Source organism: Streptomyces sp. NPDC017520 (assembly GCF_044329855.1).
Classification (GTDB): domain Bacteria; phylum Actinomycetota; class Actinomycetes; order Streptomycetales; family Streptomycetaceae; genus Streptomyces.
Map to the genome: position 1 here is coordinate 33,558 of NZ_JBIRKB010000027.1, position 24,928 is coordinate 58,485.

Consider the following 24,928-nt stretch of genomic DNA (forward strand, 5'->3'; position numbering starts at 1 on the left):
TCAGGAAGGCGTTTCCTCGTCGTCGTCCTCGTCGGATTCGGTCAGGACGGGCGACCCGTGGTGGGACCAGAGTTTCCAGCCGTCGGCGGTGCGCCGGAACACGTTCGTGGCGACGACCAGCTGGCCCACCAGCGGTCCCAGCGCGTTGCCCTCCTCGGCGGGGCCGCCGCTGAGGATGTTCTCGGTGCAGGTGACCAGGGCGGTGTCGTCGGTCATCGCGATGTTGACGTCGGTGAGGAAGAACTGGATGTACTCGGTGTTCGCCATGATCAGGGCGTAGCTGCGCAGTACCTCGCCGCGGCCCGTGAGCACCGGCCAGCCGGGGTGGACGCAGGAGACGGTGAGGTCCTCGCCCGGCAGCCACCGGCCGGAGAGCTCGTCGTGGTCGCCGCGTTCCAGCGCCTCGTAGAAGGCGGTGTTGGCGGCCTCGACCTCCGCGATGTCGGCGGCGGCCCGTGCGTGTTCCTCGTTCACGCGGCTCCCTCGACCGCGCGGGCGACGCGGACGGCGTCGGCGGTGGCCCGTACCTCGTGGACCCGGACCGCCCAGGCTCCGGCCGACGCCGCCAGGGCGGAGACGGCCGCGGTCGCCGCGTCGCGTTCGCGGGCGGGCGGCGGGGCCGAGCCGGGCCCGGCCAGGACGTGCCCGAGGAAGCGTTTGCGGGAGGCGGCCACCAGCAGCGGGCGGCCCAGGGTGTGCAGGCCGGCCAGGTGCGCGACGAGCGACAGGTCGTGGGCGGCGTCCTTCGCGAAGCCGAGACCGGGGTCGATCACGACGCGCGCGGGGTCGACGCCGCCCGCGACGACCGCGTCCATCCGCTGCCGCAGCTCGGCGAGGACCTCGGCGACCACGTCCTCGTACACCGCGCGGCTGTTCATCGACTCGCTGAAGCCGCGCCAGTGCATCACGACGAACGGCACCTCGGCGGCGGCGACGGCCGGGATCATGCCCGGGTCGGCGAGGCCGCCGCTGACGTCGTTGACCAGGGCGGCCCCGGCGGCGACGGCCTGCTCGGCGACGCGGGCGCGCATGGTGTCCACGGAGACGGTGACGCCCTCGGAGGCCAGCCCCCGCACGACCGGGACGACCCGGCGCAGTTCCTCGGCCTCGTCCACCCGGCTGGCGCCGGGACGGGTCGACTCACCGCCCACGTCCACCAGGTCCGCGCCCTCGGACACCAGGTGCAGACCGTGCTTGACCGCGGCCGCGGTGTCGAACCAGCGGCCGCCGTCGGAGAAGGAGTCGGGCGTCACGTTGACGACGCCCATGACCGCGCAGCGGTCCCACTCCGGCAGTCCTCGGACCGTGCCCCGCGTGCGTGTCGTACTCATACCACCAGACTAGGCCCCGCACGACGTGGCTACGCCGCGCTCACCTCGTGCTGCTCCGGGGGCGTGCGCCGGGCGTGGCCGCACGGGCGCGGGCGGCGGGGGCGGAACGGGCGGGGCAGCGAGAGGTTCACGAAGCCCTCCGCCCGCATCGCCGCGATCCCGATGCGGGGCAGGTCGCGGCTGGTGCGGAAGACCACGAAGCGGGGCTCCCAGCGGGGCTTGAACTTGGCGTTGAACCGGTACAGCGACTCGATCTGGAACCAGCGGGACAGGAAGATCAGCAGCCCCCGCCAGCAGCGCAGCACCGGTCCCGCGCCGAGTTGCTCGCCGCGGGCCAGCGCGGAGCGGAACATCGCGAAGTTCAGCGAGACCCGGGCGACGCCGAGCCCCTCGGCGGCCTGGAGGGAGGCGACGATCAGCAGCTCGTTCATGCCGGGGTCGGCCGAGCGGTCGCGGCGCATCAGCTCCAGGGACATGCCGTCCGGCCCCCAGGGGACGAAGTGGAGGACCGCCTTCAGGTCGCCGCCCGGGGAGTCCTCCGTACCGGAGCCGGTCAGGTGGGCGGTGGCGATCACGCAGTCGCCGTCGGCCGGGTCGCCGATCCGGCCCAGCGCCATCGAGAAGCCGCGCTCGGTGTCGGTGCCGCGCCAGTCGGCGGCGGCGCGGCGGATCCGGTCCAGCTCGGTGTCGCCGATGTCACGTGCCCGCCGGACCCGGGTCTCGTAGCCGTTCCGTTTGATGCGCTTGACCATCTGGCGCACGTTCCGCATGGCCCGTCCGGCGAGGGAGAAATCCGCCACGTCCACCACCGCCTCGTCGCCCAGCTCCAGGGCGGCGAGGCCGGTCTCGCGGGTCCAGACCTGGCCGCCGGTCTCGCTGCACCCCATCACGGCGGGGGTCCAGGAGTGCGCCCGCGCCTCGTCCATGAAGCGTTCGATCGCGCCCGGCCAGGCCTCCACGTCGCCGATGGGGTCGCCACCGGCCAGCATCACCCCGGAGACGACCCGGTAGCAGACGGCGGCCTTGCCGCTGGGGGAGAAGACGACGCCCTTGTCGCGGCGGAGCGCGAAGTGGCCGAGCGAGTCCCGGCCGCCGTGCCGCTCCAGGAGGGCCCGCAGCCGGCTCTCGTCGTCCTCGGTGAGGCGGGCCGCCGGGTGTTCGGGGCGGAAGGCGAGGTAGATGGTGGTGACGGCGGTGAGCAGGCCGAGCGCCCCCAGCGAGTAGGCCACGGTCCAGCTGGTGCGCCCGGCGTAGCCGACGGGCCCCTCGACGCCGAACAGGCCGTACAGCACGTGCTGGAGACGGTCGGCGATGGACGGGTCGCCGACGACCCGGCCGGGGTGGACGCTGACGATGATCAGCCCGAGCCCCAGCGAACCGGCTCCGAGCAGCACGAAGTTGACGAGTGCGCGCCAGCGGCTACGAGGGTCGGGCAGCGCCCGGAACTGGTCCCGGTGGCGCACGAGCAGCCAGCAGAGCGCCAGCGACACGAGCACCCCGACGATCGAGTGGCGGTACGCGAACTGGGCCACGGCCCCCGCGGGCAGCAGGATCACCGCCGCGCGCCAGGCCCGCCGCTTGTGCCGCTTCAGCCCGTGGGCGAGCAGGAGCAGCAGCATGCCCGCGCTGAGCGAGAGCGCGGCGGCGAACGGGCCGAGCGCCCCGGGGAGCACCTCGGCGAGGGTGTGCATCCGGCTGTGCCGGAAGCGGGGGAAGACCCCGGCGGCGACGTCGATCAGCCCGACGACGGTGCAGGCGGTACCGACGAGCGCCGGTACGGATGCGGGGCGCGGCCCGCGGAGCAACCGGCGTACGCGCTGCGGAACCGACACCGACTTATCCCCATCTAGCGTGACAGACATCGCTTCCCGTGGCTTCGCGAGAGATTCGTTGAGTCCGCCGGCTGGAGCCCCACGGACGATGTGCGCCCTCTAGGACGTGGGTTGTGGAGCGCGGGTTCACCCACATTCCGGAAATTTCCCGCATCCGGCCCACGTAAGGAATCACGGAGAAAGCACGCTCATGGGTCTCACCAGCTCCGCAGTTCTGGCGGTCGTGGCGGCGGTCGCCGTCGCGCTGTTCGCCGCCACGGTCGGGCTCTGGCCGCGGCTGGCCCGCCCCGGGGCCGCAGCGGTGTCGGGCCGGGTCGGGTTGTTGCTGGCGACCCAGCTGACGCTGTTCGCGGCGGTGGGGCTGGCCGCCAACAACGCCTTCCTCTTCTACGGTTCCTGGGCCGACCTCTTCGGCCGGCAGCAGGAACTCGGTGTGGTCACCGACCACGCGGGGAACGGGCCCGGCTCACGGCAGATGACGCGGATCGGCACCCAGCACCCGGACGTGCCGGGCGGCCGGGTGCCCTCGGTCGGCGGGCGGATCGACAAGGTGGTCGTCTCCGGGCGGACGTCGGGCATCGAGTCCCCGGCGTACGTCTATCTGCCGCCGGAGTACTTCCGGGCGGCGTACGCCGGGCGGACGTTCCCGGCGGCCGTGGTGCTCACCGGCTACCCGGGCACGGCGGAGAACCTGCTGAAGGGGCTGCGCTACCCGCAGACGGCGCATGACCGGGTGAAGGCGGGGAAGGCGCGGCCGATGATCCTGGTCATGTTGCGGCCGACCGTCGCGCCGCCCCGGGACACCGAGTGCGTGGACGTGCCCGGGGGTCCGCGGACCGAGACGTTCTTCGCGAAGGACCTCCCGGAGGCGATCTCGGGGACCTACCGGGTCGGGGAGAAGGCCCGCAACTGGGGCATCATCGGCAACTCGACCGGCGGCTACTGCGCGCTGAAGATCGGGCTGCACCACCCGGAGCGGTACGCGGCGAGCGCCGGCCTCTCCGCGTACTACAAGGCGGCCGAGGACCCGACGACGGGCGACCTGTTCCACGGGAAGCAGGAGCTGCGCGACCGCGCCGACCTCATGTGGACCCTGGAGAACCGGCCGCCGTCCGGCGGTTCGTTCCTGGTGACGACGTCCCGGGAGGGCGAGGACAACCTCCGGAGCACGATGGAGTTCATCGAGAAGGTGAGGGCGCCCGCGAAGGTGTCCTCCATCGTGCTCGACAGCGGCGGGCACAACTTCACGACCTGGCGGCGGGAGATCCCGCCGGCCCTGGAGTGGCTGAGCGCCCGGCTCAGCGAGAACTGACGCGGGCGGGACAGCCCTCAGGGCGTGTCCGGCGGATCAGGGCCGGATCGGCACGACAGGGCCTAGGGGGCGGGGATCGTCGCGACCGTCTCCACGGCGACCTCGGCGCGCGGTACGTCCTGGGCGTCCGCGTCGATGGAGCGGCGCAGGGCCTCGTGGAGCCGGGCGGGGGTCAGCACGCCGAGGAAGCGCCCCTCGCTCTCCTTGTCGATGACGGCGATCCAGCCCGCGTCGTGCTGGAGCATGGTGGCGAAGGCCTGCTTGAGGGGTGCCCCGAGCGGGAGCCAGGCCTCCATCCGGCGGGCGTGTTCGCGGACGGTGCCCTCGGCGGTGGCCGGTGCGCCGCCGGTCGCCGCGCCTGCGGTCGCGTCGGCGGGGATCCAGCCGTGGAGGTTGTCCCGGCCGTCCAGGACGACGGCCCAGCGCGCGCCCCGGGACCTGAGCCGTTCGGTGGCCGTGGCCAGCGGGTCGTCGAGGTGGACGACCGGCGGCTGGTCGAGGTCGCTCTCCTCGATGGGAGTCACCGAGAGCCGCTTGAGCCCGCGGTCCGCGCCGACGAAGTCGGCCACGTACGGGGTCGCGGGCGCTCCGAGCACGGTGGCGGGGGAGTCGAACTGCTCGATGCGGCCCTGGCCGTAGACGGCGATCCGGTCGCCCAGGCGGACGGCCTCCTCGATGTCGTGCGTGACGAACAGCACCGTCTTGCGCACCTGGGCCTGGAGTTTCAGGAATTCGTTCTGGAGCCGTTCGCGGACGACCGGATCGACCGCACCGAAAGGCTCGTCCATCAGGAGGACGGGCGGATCGGCGGCCAATGCGCGGGCCACACCCACGCGTTGGCGCTGACCTCCGGAAAGCTGTTCCGGATAGCGGTCGCCATAAACGGAAGGGTCGAGTCCGACGAGGTCGAGGAGTTCGGCGGCGCGTTCGCGTCCCTTTCCGCGCTTCCAGCCCAGCAGATGGGGAACGGTCGCGGTGTTCTCCAGCACCGTCTTGTGCGGGAAGAGCCCCACCTGCTGGATCACATAGCCGATTCGGCGGCGCAGTCGGACGGGATCGATGGTGGATATGTCGTCCCCGTCGAGGAATATCCCGCCCTCGGTCGGTTCGATCAGCCGGTTCACCATCTTCATGGTGGTCGTCTTGCCGCAACCTGAAGGCCCGACGAGCGTGACCAGTTCACCCTCGGCGACCTCGAAGGAAAGGTCGTCGACGGCGGTGGTGCCGTCTGCGTAACGCTTGGTGACGTGCTCGAAGCGGATCATGGTTCCCCATTGTGGAGGGCGTTCTGTGAAGGGCATGTTGCCGGAATACGACAGCCTCCGCGATTGTCAGTGGTCGAGGATAGGCTCGCCAGTCATCAGTTCGATCCGGGGCGGTCCGGGGCGGTCCGGGGGAGAACCCGGCGTGATCCGGGCGTGATCCGGGAGCGATTCCGGGCGACGAGCGAAAGCAGGAGGTGGGGGGCGGATGGCCGAGCAGAACTGCCTGGTGACGAACGACTGGATCTGCGGGGAGTATCTGCGCTCCCGCAGCCAGGAGTTGACCGACGCGACCGTGCAGCACATCGGGATCACGGTGGTCTCGGTGCTGATCGGGCTCGCGGTCGCCTTTCCGCTGGCGCTGCTCGCCCGCCGGGGCCGGCGCTTCGCCGGGCCGGTGCTCGGGCTGACGACCGTGCTCTACACCGTGCCCTCGCTGGCGATGTTCTCGCTGCTGCTGCCCCTGTTCGGGCTGTCGGCCGCGCTCGTCGTCACGGGCCTGGTGCTCTATTCGCTGACCATCCTCGTACGCAACATCCTGGCCGGGCTCGAAGCGGTGCCCGAGGAGGCCCGGGACGCCGCCCGCGGCATGGGATACGGCCCGGGGCGGCTGCTGTGGGAGGTGGAGCTCCCGCTGGCGCTGCCCGCGGTGATGGCGGGGCTGCGGATAGCCACCGTGTCGACGGTCGCGCTGACCACGGTCGGCTCGCTCGTCGGCAAGGGCGGCCTCGGCAATCTCATCGAGGACGCGCTGCCCAGCTTCTTCAAGGCCCAGGTGCTCGCCGCCTCGGTCCTGTGCGTGCTGCTCGCGGTGGCGGCGGACCTGCTGCTGCTCGGTCTCCAGCGGCTGCTGACGCCCTGGACCCGGATATCCGGGACCCCCCGGATATCCGGGGGGTCCGGGGCGGACGTGGCCAGGCGCACGACCCCGGACGGACCGGGCGGACCGGACGGACCGGCGGGCCCGCCCGCCCCGGCGAAGGTGGAGGCGGGCTGACCCGTGGGAGTCATCGGCGATGCCTGGACCTGGCTGACGACCGGGGCCAACTGGTCGGGCGACGGCGGGGCCGCGCACCGGCTCGGCGAGCATCTGTACGTGAGCGGGGCCGCCCTCGCGCTGGCCTGTGCGATAGCCCTGCCGCTCGCCCTGTATCTGGGGCACATCGGCAGGGGCGGCGCGCTCGCGGTGAACATCTCCAACGTGGGGCGGGCCGTCCCGGTCTTCGCGGTGCTCGCCCTGTTCATGATCACGCCCCTGCGTAACTCGGGCTACTGGCCCACCATCATCGCGCTGGTGCTGTTCGCGGTGCCGCCCCTGCTGACCAACGCCTACGTCGGGATGCGGGAGGTGGACCGGGCCGTGGTGGAGGCCGCGCGCGGCATGGGGATGTCGGGCGGGCAGCTCTTCGTCCGGGTCGAGCTGCCGCTCGCCTACCCGATGGTCATGACCGGGCTGCGGTCCGCCGCCGTCCAGGTCGTGGCCACCGCGTCGATCGCCGCGATGGTCGGCCTCGGCGGTCTCGGCCGGATCATCACCGCCGGGTTCAACACCTACGACACGGCCCAGGTCTTCGCGGGCGCGATCCTGGTCGCGGGACTCGCCCTGCTGGTGGAAGGGGTGCTCGTGGGCCTGGACCGGCTGCTGTCACCGCTGCGCCGCCGCCGGCCCGCGTGACGGGGCCCGGCGGCCCCAACTTCCCTTTGGTCACCCTTTTCAGTTCGGACGGAGAACAGACATGAGCAGAACCTCGCGGATAGCCGGAGCGGTCATCGGCATGGTGGCGCTGGCGGGGTCGCTGGCGGCCTGCGGCGGCGACAGCCTGGAGCAGGAGAAGGGCTCCGGCTCCTCGGGCGGCGACGGCAGGAAGGGCTCCCTCGTCGTCGGCTCGGCCTCCTTCACCGAGTCCAAGGTGCTCGCCGAGCTCTACGCGCGGATCCTCGGCGACGCCGGGTACGACACCTCGGTCACCACGGTGAAGAACCGCGAGCTGTACGAGCCCTCGCTGGAGAAGGGTGAGATCGACGTCGTCCCCGAATACGCCGCGACGATCACCGAATTCCTCAACGCCAAGGTGAACGGGGCGGAGAAGGCCCAGGCCGCCCCCCTCGCCTCCCCGGACGCCGACGCCACGGTCGCCGCGCTGGAGAAGCTCGCGGCCCCGCTGGGCCTCAAGGTGCTCCCGGCCGGGAAGGCCGTCGACCAGAACGCTTTCGCGGTCTCGGAGGAATTCGCCGAGAAGAACAGGCTCACCACCCTTTCCGATCTTGGGAAGTCGAAGCTCAAGGTGAAGATCGCGGCGGGCGACGAGTGCGAGGTGCGGCCGTTCTGCGCACCCGGTCTGAAGAAGACGTACGGCATCGACGTCACGGGTATCGACCCCAAGGGCGTCGGAACCCCGCAGTCCAAGCAGGCCGTCCGCGACGGCAAGGTCGAGCTGGTCCTGACGACCACGACGGACGCGGTGATGGACGGACTGGTCTTCCTGGAGGACGACAAGAAGCTTCAGAACGCCGACAACGTCCTGCCGGTCCTCAATGCCAAGGACGCGGGCGCCCCGGAGATCGCCGACGCGCTCGGAAAGCTCACCGACGCGCTCACCACGGAGGATCTCGCGGAGCTGAACCGCAAGGTCGATGCCGAGCGCGCGACCCCGGCCGACGTGGCCAAGGAGTATCTGGAGTCGAAGGGGCTGATCAAGAAGTAGGGCTCGGCTACGGGTCATTTCGGGGGCCGCCAGGTAACCGGCGGGGAACAGATTGCCGAGCGGCCCCCAAGTGGCGCGTACACACGGTAAATTTCAGGCCATGCCACGTGGACGCCACCGCCATTCCCCACCCCTCCACAGAATCCTGCCGCCCTCCGTGGTGGCGGGAGTGTCGGTCGTCGGTGCCGCCGGCGCCTGGCTCCTGGCCGAACCCCTGGTCCTGCGCGGCCTGGTGGCCGCCGTGGCGGCCGCCGCCGTCACCGGCGCGTATCTGATGCGCAGCTGGGACCGGGCGGCGGGGCTGCGGGTCGCCGAGCTGACCCGGGCCCGCGCCAGTGACGAATGGCGGGCCGAGGAGCGGATAGCCGAGCTGGAGCAGGATCTGGAGGAGTCGCGCGAGCTGCGCACCCGTCTGGAGACCAAGCTCCGCCGCAAGCGCGTCGAGCTCGCGGGGCTGCGCGGGGAGCACGCCGGACTGCTGCGCCGCTACGCCAACGCCGAGACCGAGCGGGCCAGCGCGCTGGAGGGCCGCAGGCAGCTCGCCATCGAGGCCGCCGCCCCCAAGGAGCTGCTGCCCGCGCGGTCCACGCCGACCCCCGAGTCGTACCGGCGCGCGGACGAGGCCCTGATGAACCTCACACGCAACGCGGCGCTCCAGGAGACCCGCCGGACGGTGGAGGCGGCCCGGCAGCGACAGGCGGCCGTCGACGACCGGCACCAGGACTCGGAGGGCAAGGGCCCGCACCGGCATCGGGACACGGAGGGGGAAGGCCCGCGGGGGAAGCACGCGGCGGCCCCCGGGGCGGGCGAGGACCGGGACCACCAGCACCGCCGCCCCTCCGCCCCCCTGCCCGCCCCGGCGCTCCCGAGCGTGAAGGCCCCGGCCTCCGTCGCGCCGGTGCCCGTGCCGCGCGCGATCCCGGCCGCCTCGGCCGTCGTCCCGTACGCCGCGCGCCGCGGCCTGGCACCCCAGGGCAACTTCGACTTCTTCGGCGCGCAGAACGCCCGGAGCACCGCGAACGCCCAGCAGGTGAACGCCGCGATCGAGTCCGTGCAGAACGAGGACCTCGCGGACGTCGTCGGCGAGGAGGTGCTCGCCGCCCACCGCACCGGAGCCGTCGACGACCGGGCCGTCGGCAAGGTCATCGACCTCACCGCGCACGACGAGACCGAGCAGATCGAGGTGGCGGAACTGCGCGGCGCGGTCTCCTGAGACGGCGCGGTCTCCTGAGTGGGCACGGTCTCCTGAGATGGCGCGGCCTCCCGGGAGAAGGCCCCGGCGCCCCTACTTGTCGATGTCGCCGACGACGAAGAACAGCGAGCCCAGGATCGCCACCATGTCGGCGACCAGGGTGCCCGGCAGCAGCTCGGTGAGCGCCTGGATGTTGTTGAACGAGGCGGAGCGCAGCTTCAGCCGGTAGGGCGTCTTCTCGCCCTTGGACACCAGGTAGTAGCCGTTGACGCCGAGGGGGTTCTCCGTCCAGGCGTAGGTGTGGCCCTCGGGCGCCTTCAGCACCTTGGGCAGCCGCTGGTTGATCGGCCCCGGCGCCAGGTGGGCCATCCGGTCCAGGCAGGCGTCCGCCAGGTCCAGGGAGTTGAGGGTCTGCTCCAGCAGGCACTCGAAGCGGGCCAGACAGTCGCCCTCGGTCCGGGTGACGACCCTCAAGGTGTCCTGGAGCTCCCCGTACGCGAGATACGGCTCGTCGCGCCGCAGGTCGAAGTCGACGCCCGAGGCACGGGCGATCGGCCCCGACACCCCGTACGCGTGCACCGCCGCGGCGGACAGCACGCCCACGTCGCGCGTACGGCCCCGGAAGATCTCGTTGCCGAGGACGAGGTTCTCGTACACGTCCATGCGGGAGCGGACGGAGGCGACGGCGTCGCGGACCCGGCCGGCCCAGCCCGCCGGGACGTCCTCCTTGAGTCCGCCGACCCGGTTGAACATGTAGTGCATCCGCCCGCCGGAGACCTCCTCCATCACCGCCTGGAGCTCCTCGCGCTCCCGGAAGGCGTGGAAGACCGGGGTGATGCCGCCGAGTTCGAGGGGATAGGAGCCGAGGAACATCAGGTGGTTGAGGACCCGGTTCAGCTCGGCGAGCAGCGTCCGCGTCCACACGGCGCGCTCGGGGACCTCCATGCCGAGCATCCGCTCGACGGCCATCACCACGCCCAGCTCGTTCGAGAACGCGGAGAGCCAGTCGTGGCGGTTGGCGAGCATGATGATCTGCCGGTAGTCGCGCGCCTCGAAGAGCTTCTCCGCGCCCCGGTGCATATAGCCGATGACCGGCTCCGCGTGCTGTACGCGCTCGCCGTCCAGGACGATCCGCAGCCGGAGGACCCCGTGCGTCGAGGGGTGCTGGGGACCGATGTTCAGCACCATGTCGGTGCTCTCCGCCGCTCCGCCGATGCCGATCGTCGTCTCCGTCATGCGGGACAGTATTCCCTGATGCCGGATCCCCTGATGCCGGATCCCCTGATGCCGGTTCCCTGATGCCGGCCCGCCACGTGGGTCACCCGCGATCCGGCCGCACCGGCCCCACCCGGTGCAGCAGCCAGCCGAAGTCGCCGAGGCCGCCGCGGGCCGTCAGCTCCGCCGCCTCGCCCGCAGCCGCCAGCGCCCGGACGTAGCCCGCCGGGTCGGTCGCCGCCAGGCCGATCGGCGGCCGGTCGCCGCCGACGCCCAGCCGGTGCAGCGCCGTCCGCTGGTCGGTCAGCTCCGCGCTCGCGTACGGGACCGCCGCCGCGCAGGCGTCCAGCGCCACGTGCGAGGTCAGGTCGCGGGAGCCGTCCGGCACCGGGCGCACCTCGCGCCCGCAGCGGAAGCCGGTCAGCGTTCCGAAGGGCGGCCGGGCGCCCCGGACGTGCGCGTAGTCCACCGCCACCGCGAGACCGGCGGTGAGGGAGCCGACCGCCCGCGCCCAGGCCGCGTCCCGGGTCCGGCCGATCTCGGCCCGCTCGCCCGGCGCGGTCAGCGGCCACCAGCGTTCCAGCCACGCCGCGTCCGCCCCGCTCACCGCCTCGCCGAGGCGCTCCGCGCCGTCCGAGGTCCGCACCTCGACGTACCGGGGGACGCCGTCCGCGTCCGCCTCCGCCACCTCGGCGGGAACGTTGTCCAGCCACTCGTTGGCGAACAGCAGCCCGGTGACCCCGGCGGGCGGCTCCGCGCACCACTCGATCCGGGGGTCCAGGCCCGGGGGCGGGTCCGCGACCTCGACGGCGTACGCGGTCACGTCCGGTCCGCCGGGCAGCCCGGCCAGCGCGGCCAGCACTCCGGTCAGCAGCTCGCCGCGCCCCGCCCCGACGTCGACCAGCGCGACCGTGCCGGTGCCCAGCTCCCGCGCCGTCCCGGTCAGCAGCCGGGCCACCGCCGCCGCGAAAAGGGGCGAGGCGTGGACCGACGTACGGAAGTGGCCCGCCGGCCCCTCCGGGCTCCGCAGCCGGCTGCGATAAAAGCCCTCGTATCCGTACAGAGCGGCCTGAGCCGCCTCCCGCCACCCACGCCACTCGTCCGTCACGTGGGCAAGTCTCCACCTTGGGGAGTAGGGTCCCAGGACCCGGATCGGCCCTTCGGTTGACCCGGGCACCGATCCGCTGTCCCTACGCTGGGTTACGTGCAGCGCCTCTACGACTTCATCCGCAGACACCCGACGGGCGTCGACGTCTTCTGGGCCGTCTTCCTCCTCGGGCTCTCCGGCATGTCGATGGTGTCGGGCATGTACGACGCGGGGCGCGAGGAGATCGTCGCCGTTCCGGTGGCGCTGGGGCTCTCCACGGTGGTGGCGCTGCGCCGCAGGGCCCCGGAGAGGATGCTGCTGCTCGCCATCCTGGTGGGGTTCGTGCAGCTGGTGTTCGACGTCCGGCCGGGCATCGGGAACTTCGCGATGCTGGTGATCACCTACACCGTGGCCACGGTCGGGGAGCGCTGGGCGTCCCGGCTCGCCCTGGTGTGCAGCCTGAGCGCGGCGGCCCTGTCGCAGCTGCGGTGGGAGGCCGAGCCCGGGGGTTCCTGGGTCCAGGTGATCTTCGTGACGATCATCATGACCGTGCCGTTCGTGCTGGCCTGGGTGCTCGGGGACTCGCTGCGGACCCGGCGGGCCTACTTCGACCAGCTGGAGGAGCGTGCCGCCCGCCTGGAGCGGGAACGGGAGGCGCAGTCCAAGGTCGCGGTCGCCGCCGAGCGGGCCCGGATCGCCCGCGAGCTGCACGACGTCGTCGCGCACAACGTCTCCGTGATGGTCGTCCAGGCCGACGGCGCCGCCTATGTCATGGACGCCGCCCCCGACCAGGCCAAGCAGGCCCTGGAGACCATCTCCAGCACCGGCCGCCAGGCGCTCGCGGAGATGCGGCGGCTGCTCGGGGTGCTGCGGACCGGTGACGCCCCGGAGAGCGGGGAGTACGTCCCCCAGCCCGATGTGGAGCAGATCGAGGACCTGGTCGCACAGGTGCGGCAGACCGGCCTGGTGGTCGATTTCAAGGTGGAGGGCACCCCCCGCCCGCTGCCCAGCGGCGTGGAGCTGACCGCGTACCGGGTCGTCCAGGAGGCCCTGACGAACACCCGCAAGCACGGTGGACCCGACGCCGGGGCCAGCGTCCGGCTGGTCTACTTCGACGACGGCCTCGGGCTGCTGATCGAGGACGACGGCCGGGGCGCGGCGCACGAACTGTACGAGGACGGCGGCGCGGACGGCGCCGGGCACGGGATGATCGGGATGCGGGAGCGGATCGGCATGGTCGGCGGCACTCTGGACGCGGGGCCCCGGCCCGGCGGCGGGTTCCGGATCAGCGCCCTGCTGCCGCTCAAGCCCCCGGGCTGACGCGCCGCCCGGTCGTCGACCCGCCTTTCACGGCCACGGCGACCACTACGGCCACCACGACCGACCCCAGGAAACGACCGACCCCAGGACAGGACACGATCCCCATGACCACGGCCATCCGCGTGATGCTCGTCGACGACCAGGTGCTGCTGCGGACCGGTTTCCGGATGGTGCTCGCGGCCCAGCCCGACATGGAGGTCGTGGCCGAGGCCGGGGACGGGGCGGAGGCGATCGAGATCCTGCGGTCCACCGCCGTCGACGTGGTGCTGATGGACGTCCGCATGCCCCGGCTGGACGGCGTCGAGGCGACCCGCCGCATCTGTGCGCAGCAGGACCCGCCGAAGGTACTCATCCTGACCACCTTCGACCTCGACGAGTACGCCTTCTCCGGGCTGAAGGCGGGGGCCAGCGGCTTCATGCTCAAGGACGTGCCGCCCGCCGAGCTGCTCGCCGCGATCCGTTCGGTGCACAGCGGCGACGCGGTCGTCGCCCCGTCCACCACCCGCCGGCTGCTCGACCGCTTCTCGCCGATGCTGCCCAGCGGCGACAAGGAGCCGAAGAACAAGCACGTCAGCAAGCTCACCGAGCGCGAACGGGAAGTCATGCTCCTGGTCGCCCAGGGCCTGTCGAACGGGGAGATCGCCGCCCGGCTCGTGCTCTCCGAAGCCACGGTCAAGACGCACGTCGGCCGGATCCTCACCAAGCTGAACCTCCGCGACCGGGTCCAGGTCGTCGTCCTCGCCTACGAGACGGGCCTGGTCCGGGCCGGCGGCGGCGCGGGCTGAGAGCCGCTCCTCCAGGAAGCTGACGGGCTCACCGCAGGACGCCCTCCAGGAAGTCGCTGCCGAGCCGGGCGACGACCGTCAGGTCCAGCTGGTGCAGGACGTAGCGGCCGCGGCGGCGCGTCGTGACCAGGCCGGCCTTCTTGAGCATGGAGAGATGGCGGGAGACCTCGGGGGAGGTGATGCCGTTGGAGTCGGCCAGCTCGCCGGTGGTGTACGGGGAGCGGGCCAGGTTGCGGCAGAGCCGCATCCGCATCGGGTGGGCCAGCGCCTCCAGGCGCAGCTGGAGCAGTTCCACGGAGGCGGGCGCCGGCAGGTCGGGCAGGTGGACCGGGTAGTGGATCACCGGCCGCCAGCCCGGGGCGTGCAGCACCATCAGATGCGGCCAGCCGAAGCTGGTCGGGATGAGCGTCAGGCCCCGGCCGACGCCCGGGTCGACGGCGGTGGTCCGGCCCTCGGACAGCTTGTCGACGTTGATCCGGCCCGCGCCCTCGTCCAGCGTCACGGCGGCCGACACCGCCCCGACCGCGTCGGCCAGTCCCTTGCGCCGCAGCAGCTCCGTCTTGTGCCGGGCGTCGGCGACCAGCTGGACGGAGACCCGCCGCCAGGTGTCGGCGAAGAACGCCTGGTCGCAGTCCTCGAAGAGCCGCCGGACCCAGCCGCGTACGGAGGCGGGGTCGGCCAGCAGCCGCCGGGTGAAGTCCATCTGCTGCGGGCCGCGCGCCGCCGCCAGGTCCAGGGCGCGGCCCCGCATCCCCGCGTCGTTCAGCGGTGACGGCGACCCGGCCCCGTAATGGCTGGCGCAGGTGAACTCCAGGGCCGCGGCGACGAACTGTTCGTCGTCCAGTTTGTCCAGCAGGTCCAGGTCCTCGGCGAGCGTCGCCCCGGTCCTGCCGTCGCCGCCCCGGATCCCGGAGAACGGCATGAACACGTCGGAGAAGGTGTTCCGCCAGAGGAACTCCGCCTCCAGCAGCCGGTCCGCGAGGTCGGGCTCCAGGGCCGTCGCGGTCGCGGTGGCCCAGCCGTGCAGCCCCGGATGGTGTCCGGGCTCGGAGAGCGCGTGCAGGGCGAGGCCCAGTTCGGCCAGGGGAGAGGTCGCGAAAACGACGCGGTCGGCGGGCAGGCCCGCGATGTCTATGTGCACGCTCACCTCTCCATAGTGGGGGTACGCGGGCGGGCCGTCGTGCCATTTGACGGGGGCCGTCAATCAGCGCGCGGTGGAGCCGTGACCTGCGCAGGCTGATGCGTATGGACGCCCTTCAGCAGCACATGCTCGACTCCTACCGCGCGGCCCGGCTGTCGCAGCCCGCACCCCCGCCCCCGGGCCGCCACGACCGCTCGGTCCTGCGCGACCTGTACCGGAGCCTCCGCGGACCCGGCACCTTCAGAGGACCCGGCACACCCGGCGGGCCGGGCACACCCGGCACACCCGGCGGGCCGGGCACACCCGGCACACCCGGCGGGCCCGGCACAGTCAGCCCGTCCGGCGTTTGAGGACGGAACCCTGAGGCCGGGGGGCGGCCACTCGACAGGGCCCCGAGGCCGGGGGCCCCAGCGGGCCGGGCACACCCGGCACACCCAGCCCGTCCGGCGTTTGAGGACGGAACCCCGACGCCGGGGGGCGGCCACTCGACAGGGCCCCGAGGCCGGGGGGCGTCCGACAGGGCCCCGAGGCTGGGGGGCGCCCGACGAAGCCCCTACCGCGTCAGGTACCCCACGAACCCCGCCACCGCGTCCCGCACATCCTCGGCCGACCAGTCGAGACCCGCCCCCGCCACCGTCACCTCGGTGCACGAGACCCCGGGCGGCAGCCCCGTCCCGGCCGACCCCGCGAACCAGCGCCGGAACAGCGTCACGCCCGTCTCCTCGGCCTGCCGCACCGACGCCTCGTCCAGCACATCGGCCCCGTACGGCAGCCAGACCTGGAACTGATGCGTGTGCGGCGGCTCCGGACGCACCCGGAACCACGGCACCCCCGACGCCGCGAACCCCTCCGCCAGCGCCCCGGCCACCACCTTCGCGTGGGCCACGTACGCCGGGAGGCGAGGCAGCTCCCGCTCCAGGCCCAGCAGTGCGGAGAGCGCCGCCGGATACTGCTGGAAGAGCTGGCCACCGTACCGGTGGCGCCACACGCGCGCCTCCTCCACCAGGGTCTCCGGACCCGCCAGCACCGCGCCCGACAGCCCGTCCAGGGACTTGTAGAACGACACGTACACGCTGTCCGCGAGGGCGGCGATCTCCGCCGGCTCCCGCCCGAAGTGCGGGCCGCACTCCCACAGCCGCGCCCCGTCGAAGTGGATCACCGCGTCCCGCTCCCGGGCCGCCTCCACCACCGCCGTCAGCTCCTCCCAGGACGGCAGTACGAACCCCGCGTCCCGCAGCGGCAGCTCCAGCATCAGCGTCCCGAACGGCTCGGGGTACTCCCGGACCTCCTCGGCGCTCGGCAGCCTCGGCTCGGACGTCGGATGGACCGTGCGCAGCCCGCTCACCGCGCCCAGCGCCCCGCCCTCGTGCAGCTCCGGGTGGGACAGGGGGTGCAGCGCCACCGTCGCGTTCCCCGTACGCCCCGCCCAGCACCGCAGCGCGATCTGCTGGGCCATCGTCCCGGTCGGGAAGAACGCCGCCGCCTCCATCCCCAGCAGCCCGGCCACCCGCCGCTCCAGATCGGCGACGACCCCGCCCCCGTACACGTCGGTCCAGTCCTCCAGGTCGTGTACGGAAGAGGCGTCGGCGGCCAGCGCCGCCAGCCGCTCGCCCAGCGTTCCGTCCGCCCCCACCCGGGCCAGCGTCCGCCGCGACGCCCGCCACGCGGTCAGCCGTCGCCGTCGCCGCTCCTGCTCATCCATGGTCACCATCCCTGATCTTGCGTGGGTATCCCCGGCTTCAGTCGGGGAGGGAAACGCATCCTTGGCCCGGAGGCGCGGAGCGCCGGAGTTCTCTGCGCCTCTGGGGTGAGGGTCAGACGGGCCGTTTCTGTCCTTCGATGTACTGGCGGATCACGGTCAGCGGTGCGCCGCCGCAGGACCCGGCGAAGTAGGAGCGGGACCAGAACACCGAGCCCATGCCGATCCGGTTGATCCGGCCGGTGTACTCCGCCCGCAGATACCTGGAGCTGACGCCCTTGAGCGAGTTGATCAGCTTCGACAGGGCGACCTTCGGCGGGTAGTGCACCAGCAGGTGGACATGGTCGGCTTCGCCGTTGAACTCGCGCAGCTCGGTCTCGAAGCTGCCGCATACCTCCCGCATGATCTCCTCACACCGCTTGAGCATGTGGTCATCGAACACATCACGCCGGTACTTCGTAACGAACACCAAGTGTGCGTGGAGGTTATGGGCTACGTGACGGCCGGTACGGATATCGGGGTTTGGTTCCCAGCGTGGTGACATATGCCAAGTCGCTTATGATCAAGCGAACTTGACCGAAGGGGGTGGGCTGGGTGATCCGTGCATACAAGTTCCTCATGCGGCCCACCGTGGGCCAGACGATCGCGCTCGGCGAGATGCTCCGTGATCAATGCTCGCTGTACAACGGGGCCTTGCAGGAACGCCGTGACGCTTACCGGCACGTCTCGAAGACGAGCGTCAAGTACGGGACGCAGTCCGCGCAGCTCAAGGAGATCCGGGCGTTCGACCCGGAGCGTCAAGGCCGCTGGTCCTTCTCCTCGCAGCAGGCGACGCTTCGTCGACTGGACAAGGCGTTCGCCGCGTTCTTCCGCCGGATCAAGGCCGGTGACACCCCGGGCTACCCGCGTTTTCGCGGGGTGAACTGGTTCGACACGGTTGACTTCCCCAAGGACGGCGACGGCTGCCGGTGGGACTCCACCCCGCACGACCCCGTCACCCGCGTCCGTTTCCAGGGCGTCGGGCACGTCAAGGTCAACCAGCACCGTGCGGTGGCCGGCAAGGTCAAGACCGTGTCGGTCAAGCGTGAGGGACGTAAGTGGTTCGTCGTGCTCACTGCCGAGCAGAAGCAGCCCGAGCCGCTGCCCGCCACGGGCAGTGTGGTCGGGATCGACCTGGGCATCGCCTCGTTCCTCACCACGTCGGGCGGCGAGCACATCCCAAACCCGCGCCACGCCCGCAAGGCCGCCAAGAGGCTCGAAGCGGCACAGCAGGCGCTCAGCCGGTTCCCCCGCCGCAAGGCCAAGGACCGCACCCGTCATCATCAGCGCGCCGTGGAGAAGGTCGCGGCCCTGCACGGCAAGGTCCGCCGCCAGCGCCTCGACCACGCGCACAAGACCGCCCTTGACCTCGTGCGCAACCACGACTTCATCGCGCACGAAGACCTCAAGATCCGCAGCATGAGCCGGGCCCCCAAGCCGAGGCCCGACCCCGGGACGCCGGGCGGCTTCCTGCCCAACGGGGCCTCGTCCAAGGCCGGGCTGAACCGCTCGATCGCCGACGCCGGTTGGGGGGTGTTCCTCGCGATCCTGAACGCGAAGGCTGAGAGTGCCGGGCGGGAGGTGATTGCCGTGGACCCCCGCAACACCTCCCGGCGGTGTCCCGAATGCGGGCACACCGACAAGGAGAACCGGCCCACACAGGAGAAGTTCCACTGCGTCTCGTGCGGCCACTCAGCGCACGCGGACACGGTGGGCGCCCTGAACGTCCTACGGGCCGGGCTGGTCCGTCGCAACGCCGACCAGGCATAGCGAGAAGCCCCCTCGTTCACGAGGGGGAGGAGTCACGGGACGATCATCACCCGGGCCCCCGGGCCTCCCGGGCCTCCCACCGAGCGCCCGCCGGTTTCCGCTCGTCCGGAGTCCAGCCCGGGGTCCAGCCCGGAGTCCCGCCCGGAGTCAGCCCGGAGTCCCGCCCGGAGCCCCACCGGATTTGGGTCCGGAAAGTTATCCACAGGCTGTGGGCGGCCGGAGGGCTTCGCCGAAACGCTGGCGTAGCATGCAGAGAAATCGTCCGGTACCCCCCGCGGACTGGAACGGAAGGCCATCGCCGCGTGAACGCACCAGTTTCGAAGGAACCCCTCGACGCGAGGGACCGCCCCGCCCGACTCACGGTCGGCGTCGTCGGTGCGGGCCGGGTCGGACCGGCCCTCGCCGCATCGCTCCGGCTCGCCGGGCACCGCCCGGTCGCCGTGTCCGGTGTCTCCGACGCCTCCCGGCGCCGCGCCGCCGAGCTGCTCCCCGACGTGCCCCTGGTGGAGCCCGTCGAGGTGCTGGCCCGCGCCGAGCTGGTGCTGCTGACCGTCCCCGACGACGTGCTGCCCACGCTGGTCGAGGGCCTCGCCGAGACCGGCGCCGTACGGCCGGGCCAGCTGCTCGTCCACACCTCCGGGCGGTACGGGGCGCGGGTGCTGGATCCCGCGCTGCGGGCCGGGGCCCTGCCGCTCGCGCTGCACCCCGCGATGACGTTCACGGGCACCGCCGTCGACGTGCAGCGGCTCGCGGGCTGCTCGTTCGGTGTCACCGCCCCCGAGGAGCTGCGGCTCGCCGCCCAGGCCCTGGTCATCGAGATGGGCGGCGAGCCGGAGTGGATCGCCGAGGAGTCCCGCCCGCTCTACCACGCGGCCCTCGCCCTCGGCGCGAACCACCTGGTCACCCTGGTCGCCCAGTCGATGGAGCTGCTGGCCGAGGCCGGGGTCGCCGCCCCCGACCGGATGCTCGGCCCGCTGCTCGGCGCGGCCCTGGACAACGCCCTGCGCTCCGGCGACGCCGCGCTGACCGGTCCGGTCGCCCGGGGTGACGCCGGCACGGTCGCCGCCCACATCCGCGAGCTGCGCGCGCACGCCCCGCAGGCGGTGGCCGGTTACCTCGCGATGGCCCGCGCCACGGCCGACCGGGCGCTCGCCCACGGCCTGCTCAAGGCCGAGCTGGCCGAGGACCTCCTCGTCGTCCTGGCCGACCAGGAACGCCGCCCCGGCGGCCCCGGACCGGGGGAGACCCGATGACGCCGATCACCAGCCGTACGACCACCAGCCGTACGGGACCGGCCCCGGCGCCGATCACCGCCGGTACGGGACCGGCCCCGGCGCCGATCACCGCCGGTACGGGACCGGCCCCGGCGCCGATCACCGCCGGTACGGGACCGGCCCCGGCGCCGACCACCGGCCGTGCAGGATCCGGGGTGACCCGATGACGCGCATGGTCCGGCCCGCCCTCCTGCGCACCGCCGCCGAGCTGGACGCGCTGTCCCGCCCCGCCGGGGCCGAGCGGGCCGTCGTCATGACGATGGGCGCGCTCCACGAGGGCCACGCCGCCCTGATCCGGGCCGCCCGCGCGGCGGCCGGCGCGGACGGCCAGGTCGTGGTCACCGTCTTCGTGAACCCGCTCCAGTTCGGCGAGGCCGCCGACCTGGACCGCTATCCGCGCACCCTGGACGCCGACGTGGAGACCGCCGCGGCGGCGGGGGCCGACGCGGTCTTCGCCCCCGGTGTGGACGAGGTCTACCCCGGCGGGGAACCCCAGGTCCGGATCACCGCCGGCCCCATGGGCGAGCGACTCGAAGGCGCGGCCCGCCCCGGGCACTTCGACGGAATGCTCACCGTCGTCGCCAAGCTCCTCCACCTCACCCGCCCCGACGAGGCGTTCTACGGGCAGAAGGACGCCCAGCAGCTCGCCCTGATCCGCCGCATGGTCCGCGACCTGAACTTCGGCGTCCGGATCACCGGCGTGCCCACCGTCCGGGACGCGGACGGCCTCGCGCTCTCCAGCCGCAACCGCTTCCTGACCGCCGAGGAGCGGCACACCGCGCTCGCCCTGTCCCGCGCCCTGTTCGCGGCCCGCGACCGGCTCGCCGCCCAGCAGGCCCTGCACGAGCGGGCTCTGGCCACCGCGCCGGGCGGCGACCGGGCCGCCGGGCTCAACAGGCTCGGCGAGGCCCGCGCCGCCGCCGACGCCCAGGCCGTGGCGCTGGTCCGGCCGGGCGGGGCGCCCGCCGCCGTCCGGGCCGCCGCGCGGACGATCCTGGAGGAGGCCGCCGCCCGGGACAGGGCGCCGCTCGCCCTCGACTACCTGGCCCTGGTGGACCCGGCGGACTTCACCGAGATCCCGGACGACCGCGAGAGCGGGGAGGCGGTCCTCACTGTCGCGGCCCGGGTCGGGGACACCCGCCTCATCGACAACATCCCCCTCACCTTCGGAGCCCTGACGTGACCGGAATACGGCTGACCGCCCCCGCCCCCGGCTGGGCCATCGACGCGGACGTCGTGGTGGTCGGCTCCGGTGTCGCCGGGCTCACCACGGCACTGCGCTGCGCCGCCGCCGGCCTGGACACCGTCGTCGTCACCAAGGCCCGCCTCGACGACGGCTCCACCCGCTGGGCCCAGGGCGGCATCGCCGCCGCGCTCGGCGAGGGCGACACCCCCGAGCAGCATCTCGACGACACCCTCGTCGCGGGCGCGGGCCTCTGCGACGAGGAGGCCGTGCGCACCCTGGTCACCGAGGGCCCCGACGCCGTGCGCAGGCTGATCACCACCGGCGCGCACTTCGACACCACCGACAGCGGCGACATCGCGCTGACCCGCGAGGGCGGCCACCACCGCCGCCGCATCGCCCACGCGGGCGGCGACGCGACCGGTGCGGAGATCTCCCGCGCCCTGGTCGGCGCGGTCCGCGAGGCCGCCCTGCACACGATCGAGAACGCCCTGGTCCTGGACCTGCTCACGGACGCCGAAGGCCGTACGGCGGGCGTCTCGCTGCACGTCATGGGCGAGGGCCAGCACGACGGCGTCGGCGCGGTCCGGGCCCCCTCGGTCGTCCTGGCCACCGGCGGCATGGGCCAGGTCTTCTCCGCCACCACCAACCCCTCCGTCTCCACCGGCGACGGGGTGGCGCTCGCGCTGCGGGCCGGGGCGGAGGTCTCCGACCTGGAGTTCGTCCAGTTCCACCCGACCGTCCTGTTCCTCGGCGCGGACTCCGAGGGCCAGCAGCCGCTGGTCTCCGAAGCCGTACGCGGCGAGGGCGCGCATCTCGTCGACGGCGACGGCGTCCGCTTCATGCTCGGACAGCACGAGCTGGCCGAGCTGGCCCCCCGCGACATCGTCGCCAAGGCCATCACCCGCCGCATGCACGAGCACGGCGCCGAGCACATGTATCTCGACGCCCGGCACTTCGGGGCGCGGATGTGGGAGCAGCGCTTCCCCACCATCCTGGCCGCCTGCCGCTCCCACGGCATCGACCCGGTGACCGAGCCGGTCCCGGTCGCCCCGGCCGCGCACTACGCCTCCGGCGGCGTCCGCACCGACCTGCGGGGCCGCACCACCGTCCCCGGCCTGTACGCCTGCGGCGAGGTCGCCTGCACCGGTGTGCACGGGGCCAACCGCCTCGCGTCCAACTCCCTCCTGGAGGGCCTGGTCTTCGCCGAGCGCATCGCCGCCGACATCGCCGGGGCCCGCCCGCCCCGCACCGAACCGGCGGGGAGCCCGGACGCCGGCGACCCCGTGCCGCTGCTGGCCCCCGAGGCCCGTACGGCGATCCAGCGCGCCATGACCCGGGGCGCCGGAGTCCTGCGCTCCGCCGACAGCCTGGCCGCCGCCGCCGAGGAGCTGGAGGCCCTGCACCGCGACGCCGCCGCCGACGCGGAGGGGCCGCGAGACGCCAAGGCGGTCGTCCCCGGGGTCGACGCCTGGGAGGTCACCAACCTGCTCCTGGTCTCCCGGGTCCTGGTCGCCGCCGCGCGGGAACGCGAGGAGACCCGCGGCTGCCACTGGCGCGAGGACCGGCCCGACCGCGACGACGCCCACGGCCGCAGCCACCTGGTCGTCCGCATCGCGCCGGACCGCACCCCGGTCGTGCACCGCACGGAGACCGCCGCGTTCCCGCCCGTACGCCCGTCCGATTGAGCAGACTGCTGGAAGCAGCCGCACCGCCGGACACCACAGGGCGGCACCGGCGGCACACGAGAACCACCCGCCCTACCCGCACCACCCGCCACGCCCCCGAGGAGCCGTCACCGTGAGCACGCCCGAAGAGAATCCGCGCCCCACACCCGTGGACGTACCGCTGATCAGCGTCGGCGCGCCCGCATCCTCCGTACCGGCGGAAGGCGGCTGCGGCGACGGCTGCGGCTGCGGCGGTGACGACGGATTCGACCCCGAAGCCCTGGAGTGCGGCCTGGACCCCGGGCTCGCTCTGCTGCTGGCCCGGGCGGGGCTCGACCCCGTCCAGGTCGAGGACGTCGCCCATGTGGCGATCGAGGAGGATCTCGACGGCGGGGTGGACGTCACGACCGTGGCGACCGTCCCCGAGGACGCCGTGATCACCGGTGACTTCACCGCCCGCGAGGCGGGCGTCGTCGCCGGGCTCCGGGTCGCCGAGGCGGTCCTGTCGATCGTCTGCACCGAGGAGTTCGAGGTCGAGCGGCACGTCGAGGACGGCGACCGGGTCGCCCCCGGCGAGAAGCTGCTGACCGTCACCACCCGCACCCGCGACCTGCTGACCGGCGAGCGCAGCGCGCTGAACCTGCTCTGCCGCCTCTCGGGCATCGCGACCGCCACCCGCGCCTGGGCGGACGTCCTGGAGGGCAGCAAGGCCAAGGTCCGCGACACCCGTAAGACGACGGCGGGCCTGCGCGCGCTGGAGAAGTACGCGGTGCGCTGCGGCGGCGGCGTCAACCACCGGATGTCGCTCTCCGACGCGGCCCTGGTCAAGGACAACCACGTGATCGCCGCGGGCGGTGTCGCCGAGGCCTTCAAGCGGGTCCGCGCCGAGTTCCCCGAGCTGCCCATCGAGGTCGAGGTCGACACGATGGACCAGGTCCGCGAGGTGCTGGACGCGGGCGTCGACCTGATCCTGCTGGACAACTTCACCCCGGCCGAGACCGCCGAGGCCGTCGCCCTGGTCGCCGGCCGGGCGATCCTGGAGTCCTCCGGCCGCCTGACCCTCGACTCGGCCCGCGCCTACGCCGACGCGGGCGTCGACTACCTCGCGGTCGGGGCGCTCACCCACTCCTCGCCGATCCTCGACATCGGCCTGGACTTCCGCGACGCCGACGCCGATGCCGACGCCGACGCCTCCGCCACCGACGGGGCCGACGCCTGATGCTGCTCACCATCGACGTCGGCAACACGCACACGGTCCTCGGCCTCTTCGACGGCGAGGAGATCGTCGAGCACTGGCGGATCTCCACGGACGCCCGCCGCACCGCCGACGAGCTGGCCGTCCTGCTCCAGGGCCTGATGGGCATGCACCCGCTGCTCGGCATGGAGCTGGGCGACGGCATCGAGGGCATCGCGATCTGCGCCACCGTCCCCTCGGTCCTGCACGAACTGCGCGAGGTCACCCGCCGCTACTACGGCGACGTCCCCGCCGTCCTGGTGGAGCCCGGCGTCAAGACGGGCGTGCCGATCCTGATGGACAACCCCAAGGAGGTCGGCGCGGACCGCATCATCAACGCGGTCGCCGCCGTCGAGCTGTACGGGGGCCCGGCGATCGTCGTCGACTTCGGCACCGCCACCACCTTCGACGCCGTCTCCCCGCGCGGCGAGTACACCGGCGGGGTGATCGCCCCCGGCATCGAGATCTCGGTCGAGGCCCTCGGCGTCAAGGGCGCCCAGCTCCGCAAGATCGAGCTGGCCCGGCCGCGCAGCGTGGTCGGCAAGAACACCGTCGAGGCCATGCAGTCCGGCATCGTCTACGGCTTCGCGGGCCAGGTCGACGGGGTGGTGGCCCGGATGAAGAAGGAGCTGGCCGCCGACCCGGACGACGTCACCGTCATCGCGACGGGCGGCCTTGCTCCGATGGTGTTGGGGGAGTCCTCGGTCATCGACGAGCACGAGCCGTGGCTGACGCTCATCGGGCTGCGCCTGGTGTACGAGCGGAACGTCTCCCGGTCGTAGGCCCCTCCTGCCGGAGCCCGGCGGTACCTGCGGGAACGGCCGGGGTGGGACCGGGGCACCGGGCCGGGCACGCCGCGCCACCGACGACCAGTTAAACG

General features: G+C 73.0%; 24 protein-coding genes. 15 read left to right on the plus strand and 9 right to left on the minus strand.

Annotated features, from left to right (window positions below; genetic code table 11):
• The 3 genes from ACH4KB_RS36235 to ACH4KB_RS36245 all read right to left on the minus strand — a co-directional run bounded on the left by ACH4KB_RS36235 (window position 1) and on the right by ACH4KB_RS36245 (window position 3,193).
• Window positions 1-474 (minus strand): nuclear transport factor 2 family protein, encoded by a 474-nt coding sequence (locus ACH4KB_RS36235; protein ID WP_398071093.1) that lies wholly within the window; start codon window positions 472-474, stop codon window positions 1-3.
• Window positions 471-1,268: a dihydropteroate synthase gene (folP, locus tag ACH4KB_RS36240; RefSeq protein ID WP_398071163.1), complete on the minus strand. Its 798-nt coding sequence runs from the start codon at window positions 1,266-1,268 to the stop codon at window positions 471-473. The genes ACH4KB_RS36235 and folP overlap by 4 nt, the downstream gene beginning before the upstream one ends.
• A gap of 92 nt (window positions 1,269-1,360) precedes the next feature.
• Window positions 1,361-3,193, minus strand: a complete 1,833-nt coding sequence (locus ACH4KB_RS36245; RefSeq protein WP_398071095.1) for a phosphatidylglycerol lysyltransferase domain-containing protein — start codon at window positions 3,191-3,193, stop codon at window positions 1,361-1,363.
• A 160-nt stretch (window positions 3,194-3,353) separates the two neighbouring features.
• Here ACH4KB_RS36245 and ACH4KB_RS36250 point away from each other — a divergent pair, with 160 nt between their 5' ends.
• Complete coding sequence (locus ACH4KB_RS36250; RefSeq protein ID WP_398071097.1) at window positions 3,354-4,475, plus strand: alpha/beta hydrolase; 1,122 nt, start codon at window positions 3,354-3,356, stop codon at window positions 4,473-4,475.
• 62 nt (window positions 4,476-4,537) lie between these two features.
• On the opposite strand, the gene ACH4KB_RS36255 is transcribed toward ACH4KB_RS36250, so the two are convergent.
• Complete coding sequence (locus ACH4KB_RS36255) at window positions 4,538-5,740, minus strand: ABC transporter ATP-binding protein (protein ID WP_398071099.1); 1,203 nt, start codon at window positions 5,738-5,740, stop codon at window positions 4,538-4,540.
• A 205-nt stretch (window positions 5,741-5,945) separates the two neighbouring features.
• On the opposite strand from ACH4KB_RS36255, the gene ACH4KB_RS36260 reads away from it, so the two are divergent.
• From ACH4KB_RS36260 to ACH4KB_RS36275, 4 genes are all read left to right on the plus strand, one after another.
• The gene (locus ACH4KB_RS36260) at window positions 5,946-6,734 is read left to right on the plus strand and encodes an ABC transporter permease (RefSeq protein WP_398071101.1); all 789 of its coding nucleotides are present in this window, start codon (window positions 5,946-5,948) and stop codon (window positions 6,732-6,734) included.
• Window positions 6,735-6,737: 3 nt separating this feature from the next.
• Window positions 6,738-7,412, plus strand: a complete 675-nt coding sequence (locus tag ACH4KB_RS36265) for an ABC transporter permease (protein ID WP_398071103.1) — start codon at window positions 6,738-6,740, stop codon at window positions 7,410-7,412.
• Window positions 7,413-7,473: 61 nt separating this feature from the next.
• On the plus strand, window positions 7,474-8,442 hold the full coding sequence (locus ACH4KB_RS36270; protein ID WP_398071105.1) for an ABC transporter substrate-binding protein: 969 nt from the start codon (window positions 7,474-7,476) through the stop codon (window positions 8,440-8,442).
• A gap of 100 nt (window positions 8,443-8,542) precedes the next feature.
• The gene (locus ACH4KB_RS36275) at window positions 8,543-9,655 is read left to right on the plus strand and encodes a hypothetical protein (protein ID WP_398071107.1); all 1,113 of its coding nucleotides are present in this window, start codon (window positions 8,543-8,545) and stop codon (window positions 9,653-9,655) included.
• Between the two features lie 72 nt (window positions 9,656-9,727).
• On the opposite strand, the gene ACH4KB_RS36280 is transcribed toward ACH4KB_RS36275, so the two are convergent.
• Both ACH4KB_RS36280 and ACH4KB_RS36285 read right to left on the minus strand, forming a co-directional pair.
• Window positions 9,728-10,870, minus strand: coding sequence for an NADH-quinone oxidoreductase subunit D (locus tag ACH4KB_RS36280; RefSeq protein ID WP_359683172.1), 1,143 nt, complete (start codon window positions 10,868-10,870; stop codon window positions 9,728-9,730).
• An 82-nt stretch (window positions 10,871-10,952) separates the two neighbouring features.
• Window positions 10,953-11,957, minus strand: a complete 1,005-nt coding sequence (locus ACH4KB_RS36285) for an SAM-dependent methyltransferase (RefSeq protein WP_398071108.1) — start codon at window positions 11,955-11,957, stop codon at window positions 10,953-10,955.
• A gap of 96 nt (window positions 11,958-12,053) precedes the next feature.
• Between ACH4KB_RS36285 and ACH4KB_RS36290 the strand changes: the two genes are divergently transcribed.
• Entirely contained in the window at window positions 12,054-13,256 is a 1,203-nt protein-coding gene (locus ACH4KB_RS36290; protein ID WP_398071110.1) for a sensor histidine kinase, read from the plus strand.
• A gap of 104 nt (window positions 13,257-13,360) precedes the next feature.
• On the plus strand, window positions 13,361-14,041 hold the full coding sequence (locus ACH4KB_RS36295) for a response regulator (protein WP_398071112.1): 681 nt from the start codon (window positions 13,361-13,363) through the stop codon (window positions 14,039-14,041).
• A 28-nt stretch (window positions 14,042-14,069) separates the two neighbouring features.
• Here ACH4KB_RS36295 and ACH4KB_RS36300 read toward each other — a convergent pair whose 3' ends face one another.
• On the minus strand, window positions 14,070-15,182 hold the full coding sequence (locus ACH4KB_RS36300) for a DUF5937 family protein (RefSeq protein ID WP_398071165.1): 1,113 nt from the start codon (window positions 15,180-15,182) through the stop codon (window positions 14,070-14,072).
• Between the two features lie 104 nt (window positions 15,183-15,286).
• Between ACH4KB_RS36300 and ACH4KB_RS36305 the strand changes: the two genes are divergently transcribed.
• On the plus strand, window positions 15,287-15,532 hold the full coding sequence (locus ACH4KB_RS36305) for a hypothetical protein (protein WP_398071114.1): 246 nt from the start codon (window positions 15,287-15,289) through the stop codon (window positions 15,530-15,532).
• A 203-nt stretch (window positions 15,533-15,735) separates the two neighbouring features.
• On the opposite strand, the gene ACH4KB_RS36310 is transcribed toward ACH4KB_RS36305, so the two are convergent.
• Both ACH4KB_RS36310 and tnpA read right to left on the minus strand, forming a co-directional pair.
• Entirely contained in the window at window positions 15,736-16,893 is a 1,158-nt protein-coding gene (locus ACH4KB_RS36310; protein WP_398071116.1) for a threonine aldolase family protein, read from the minus strand.
• Window positions 16,894-16,996: 103 nt separating this feature from the next.
• Entirely contained in the window at window positions 16,997-17,425 is a 429-nt protein-coding gene (tnpA, locus tag ACH4KB_RS36315; protein ID WP_398071118.1) for an IS200/IS605 family transposase, read from the minus strand.
• Between the two features lie 50 nt (window positions 17,426-17,475).
• Here tnpA and ACH4KB_RS36320 point away from each other — a divergent pair, with 50 nt between their 5' ends.
• The 7 genes from ACH4KB_RS36320 (at window position 17,476) to ACH4KB_RS36350 (ending at window position 24,830) form a co-directional block, all read left to right on the plus strand.
• Window positions 17,476-18,690 carry an RNA-guided endonuclease InsQ/TnpB family protein gene (locus ACH4KB_RS36320; protein ID WP_398071120.1) on the plus strand — a complete coding sequence of 405 codons (1,215 nt, stop codon included), beginning with the start codon at window positions 17,476-17,478 and terminating at the stop codon, window positions 18,688-18,690.
• Window positions 18,691-18,992: 302 nt separating this feature from the next.
• Window positions 18,993-19,943, plus strand: coding sequence for a Rossmann-like and DUF2520 domain-containing protein (locus ACH4KB_RS36325; RefSeq protein ID WP_398071122.1), 951 nt, complete (start codon window positions 18,993-18,995; stop codon window positions 19,941-19,943).
• Complete coding sequence (locus ACH4KB_RS36330; protein WP_398071124.1) at window positions 19,940-20,131, plus strand: hypothetical protein; 192 nt, start codon at window positions 19,940-19,942, stop codon at window positions 20,129-20,131. The genes ACH4KB_RS36325 and ACH4KB_RS36330 overlap by 4 nt, the downstream gene beginning before the upstream one ends.
• A complete protein-coding gene (panC, locus tag ACH4KB_RS36335) occupies window positions 20,128-21,147 on the plus strand; it encodes a pantoate--beta-alanine ligase (protein WP_398071125.1) in 1,020 nt (339 codons plus the stop codon). The genes ACH4KB_RS36330 and panC overlap by 4 nt, the downstream gene beginning before the upstream one ends.
• Window positions 21,144-22,835 carry an L-aspartate oxidase gene (locus ACH4KB_RS36340; RefSeq protein WP_398071127.1) on the plus strand — a complete coding sequence of 564 codons (1,692 nt, stop codon included), beginning with the start codon at window positions 21,144-21,146 and terminating at the stop codon, window positions 22,833-22,835. The genes panC and ACH4KB_RS36340 overlap by 4 nt, the downstream gene beginning before the upstream one ends.
• Before the next feature lie 112 nt (window positions 22,836-22,947).
• The gene (gene nadC, locus ACH4KB_RS36345; RefSeq protein WP_398071129.1) at window positions 22,948-24,033 is read left to right on the plus strand and encodes a carboxylating nicotinate-nucleotide diphosphorylase; all 1,086 of its coding nucleotides are present in this window, start codon (window positions 22,948-22,950) and stop codon (window positions 24,031-24,033) included.
• On the plus strand, window positions 24,033-24,830 hold the full coding sequence (locus ACH4KB_RS36350; RefSeq protein ID WP_398071131.1) for a type III pantothenate kinase: 798 nt from the start codon (window positions 24,033-24,035) through the stop codon (window positions 24,828-24,830). The genes nadC and ACH4KB_RS36350 overlap by 1 nt, the downstream gene beginning before the upstream one ends.
• Window positions 24,831-24,928: the final 98 nt, after the last annotated feature.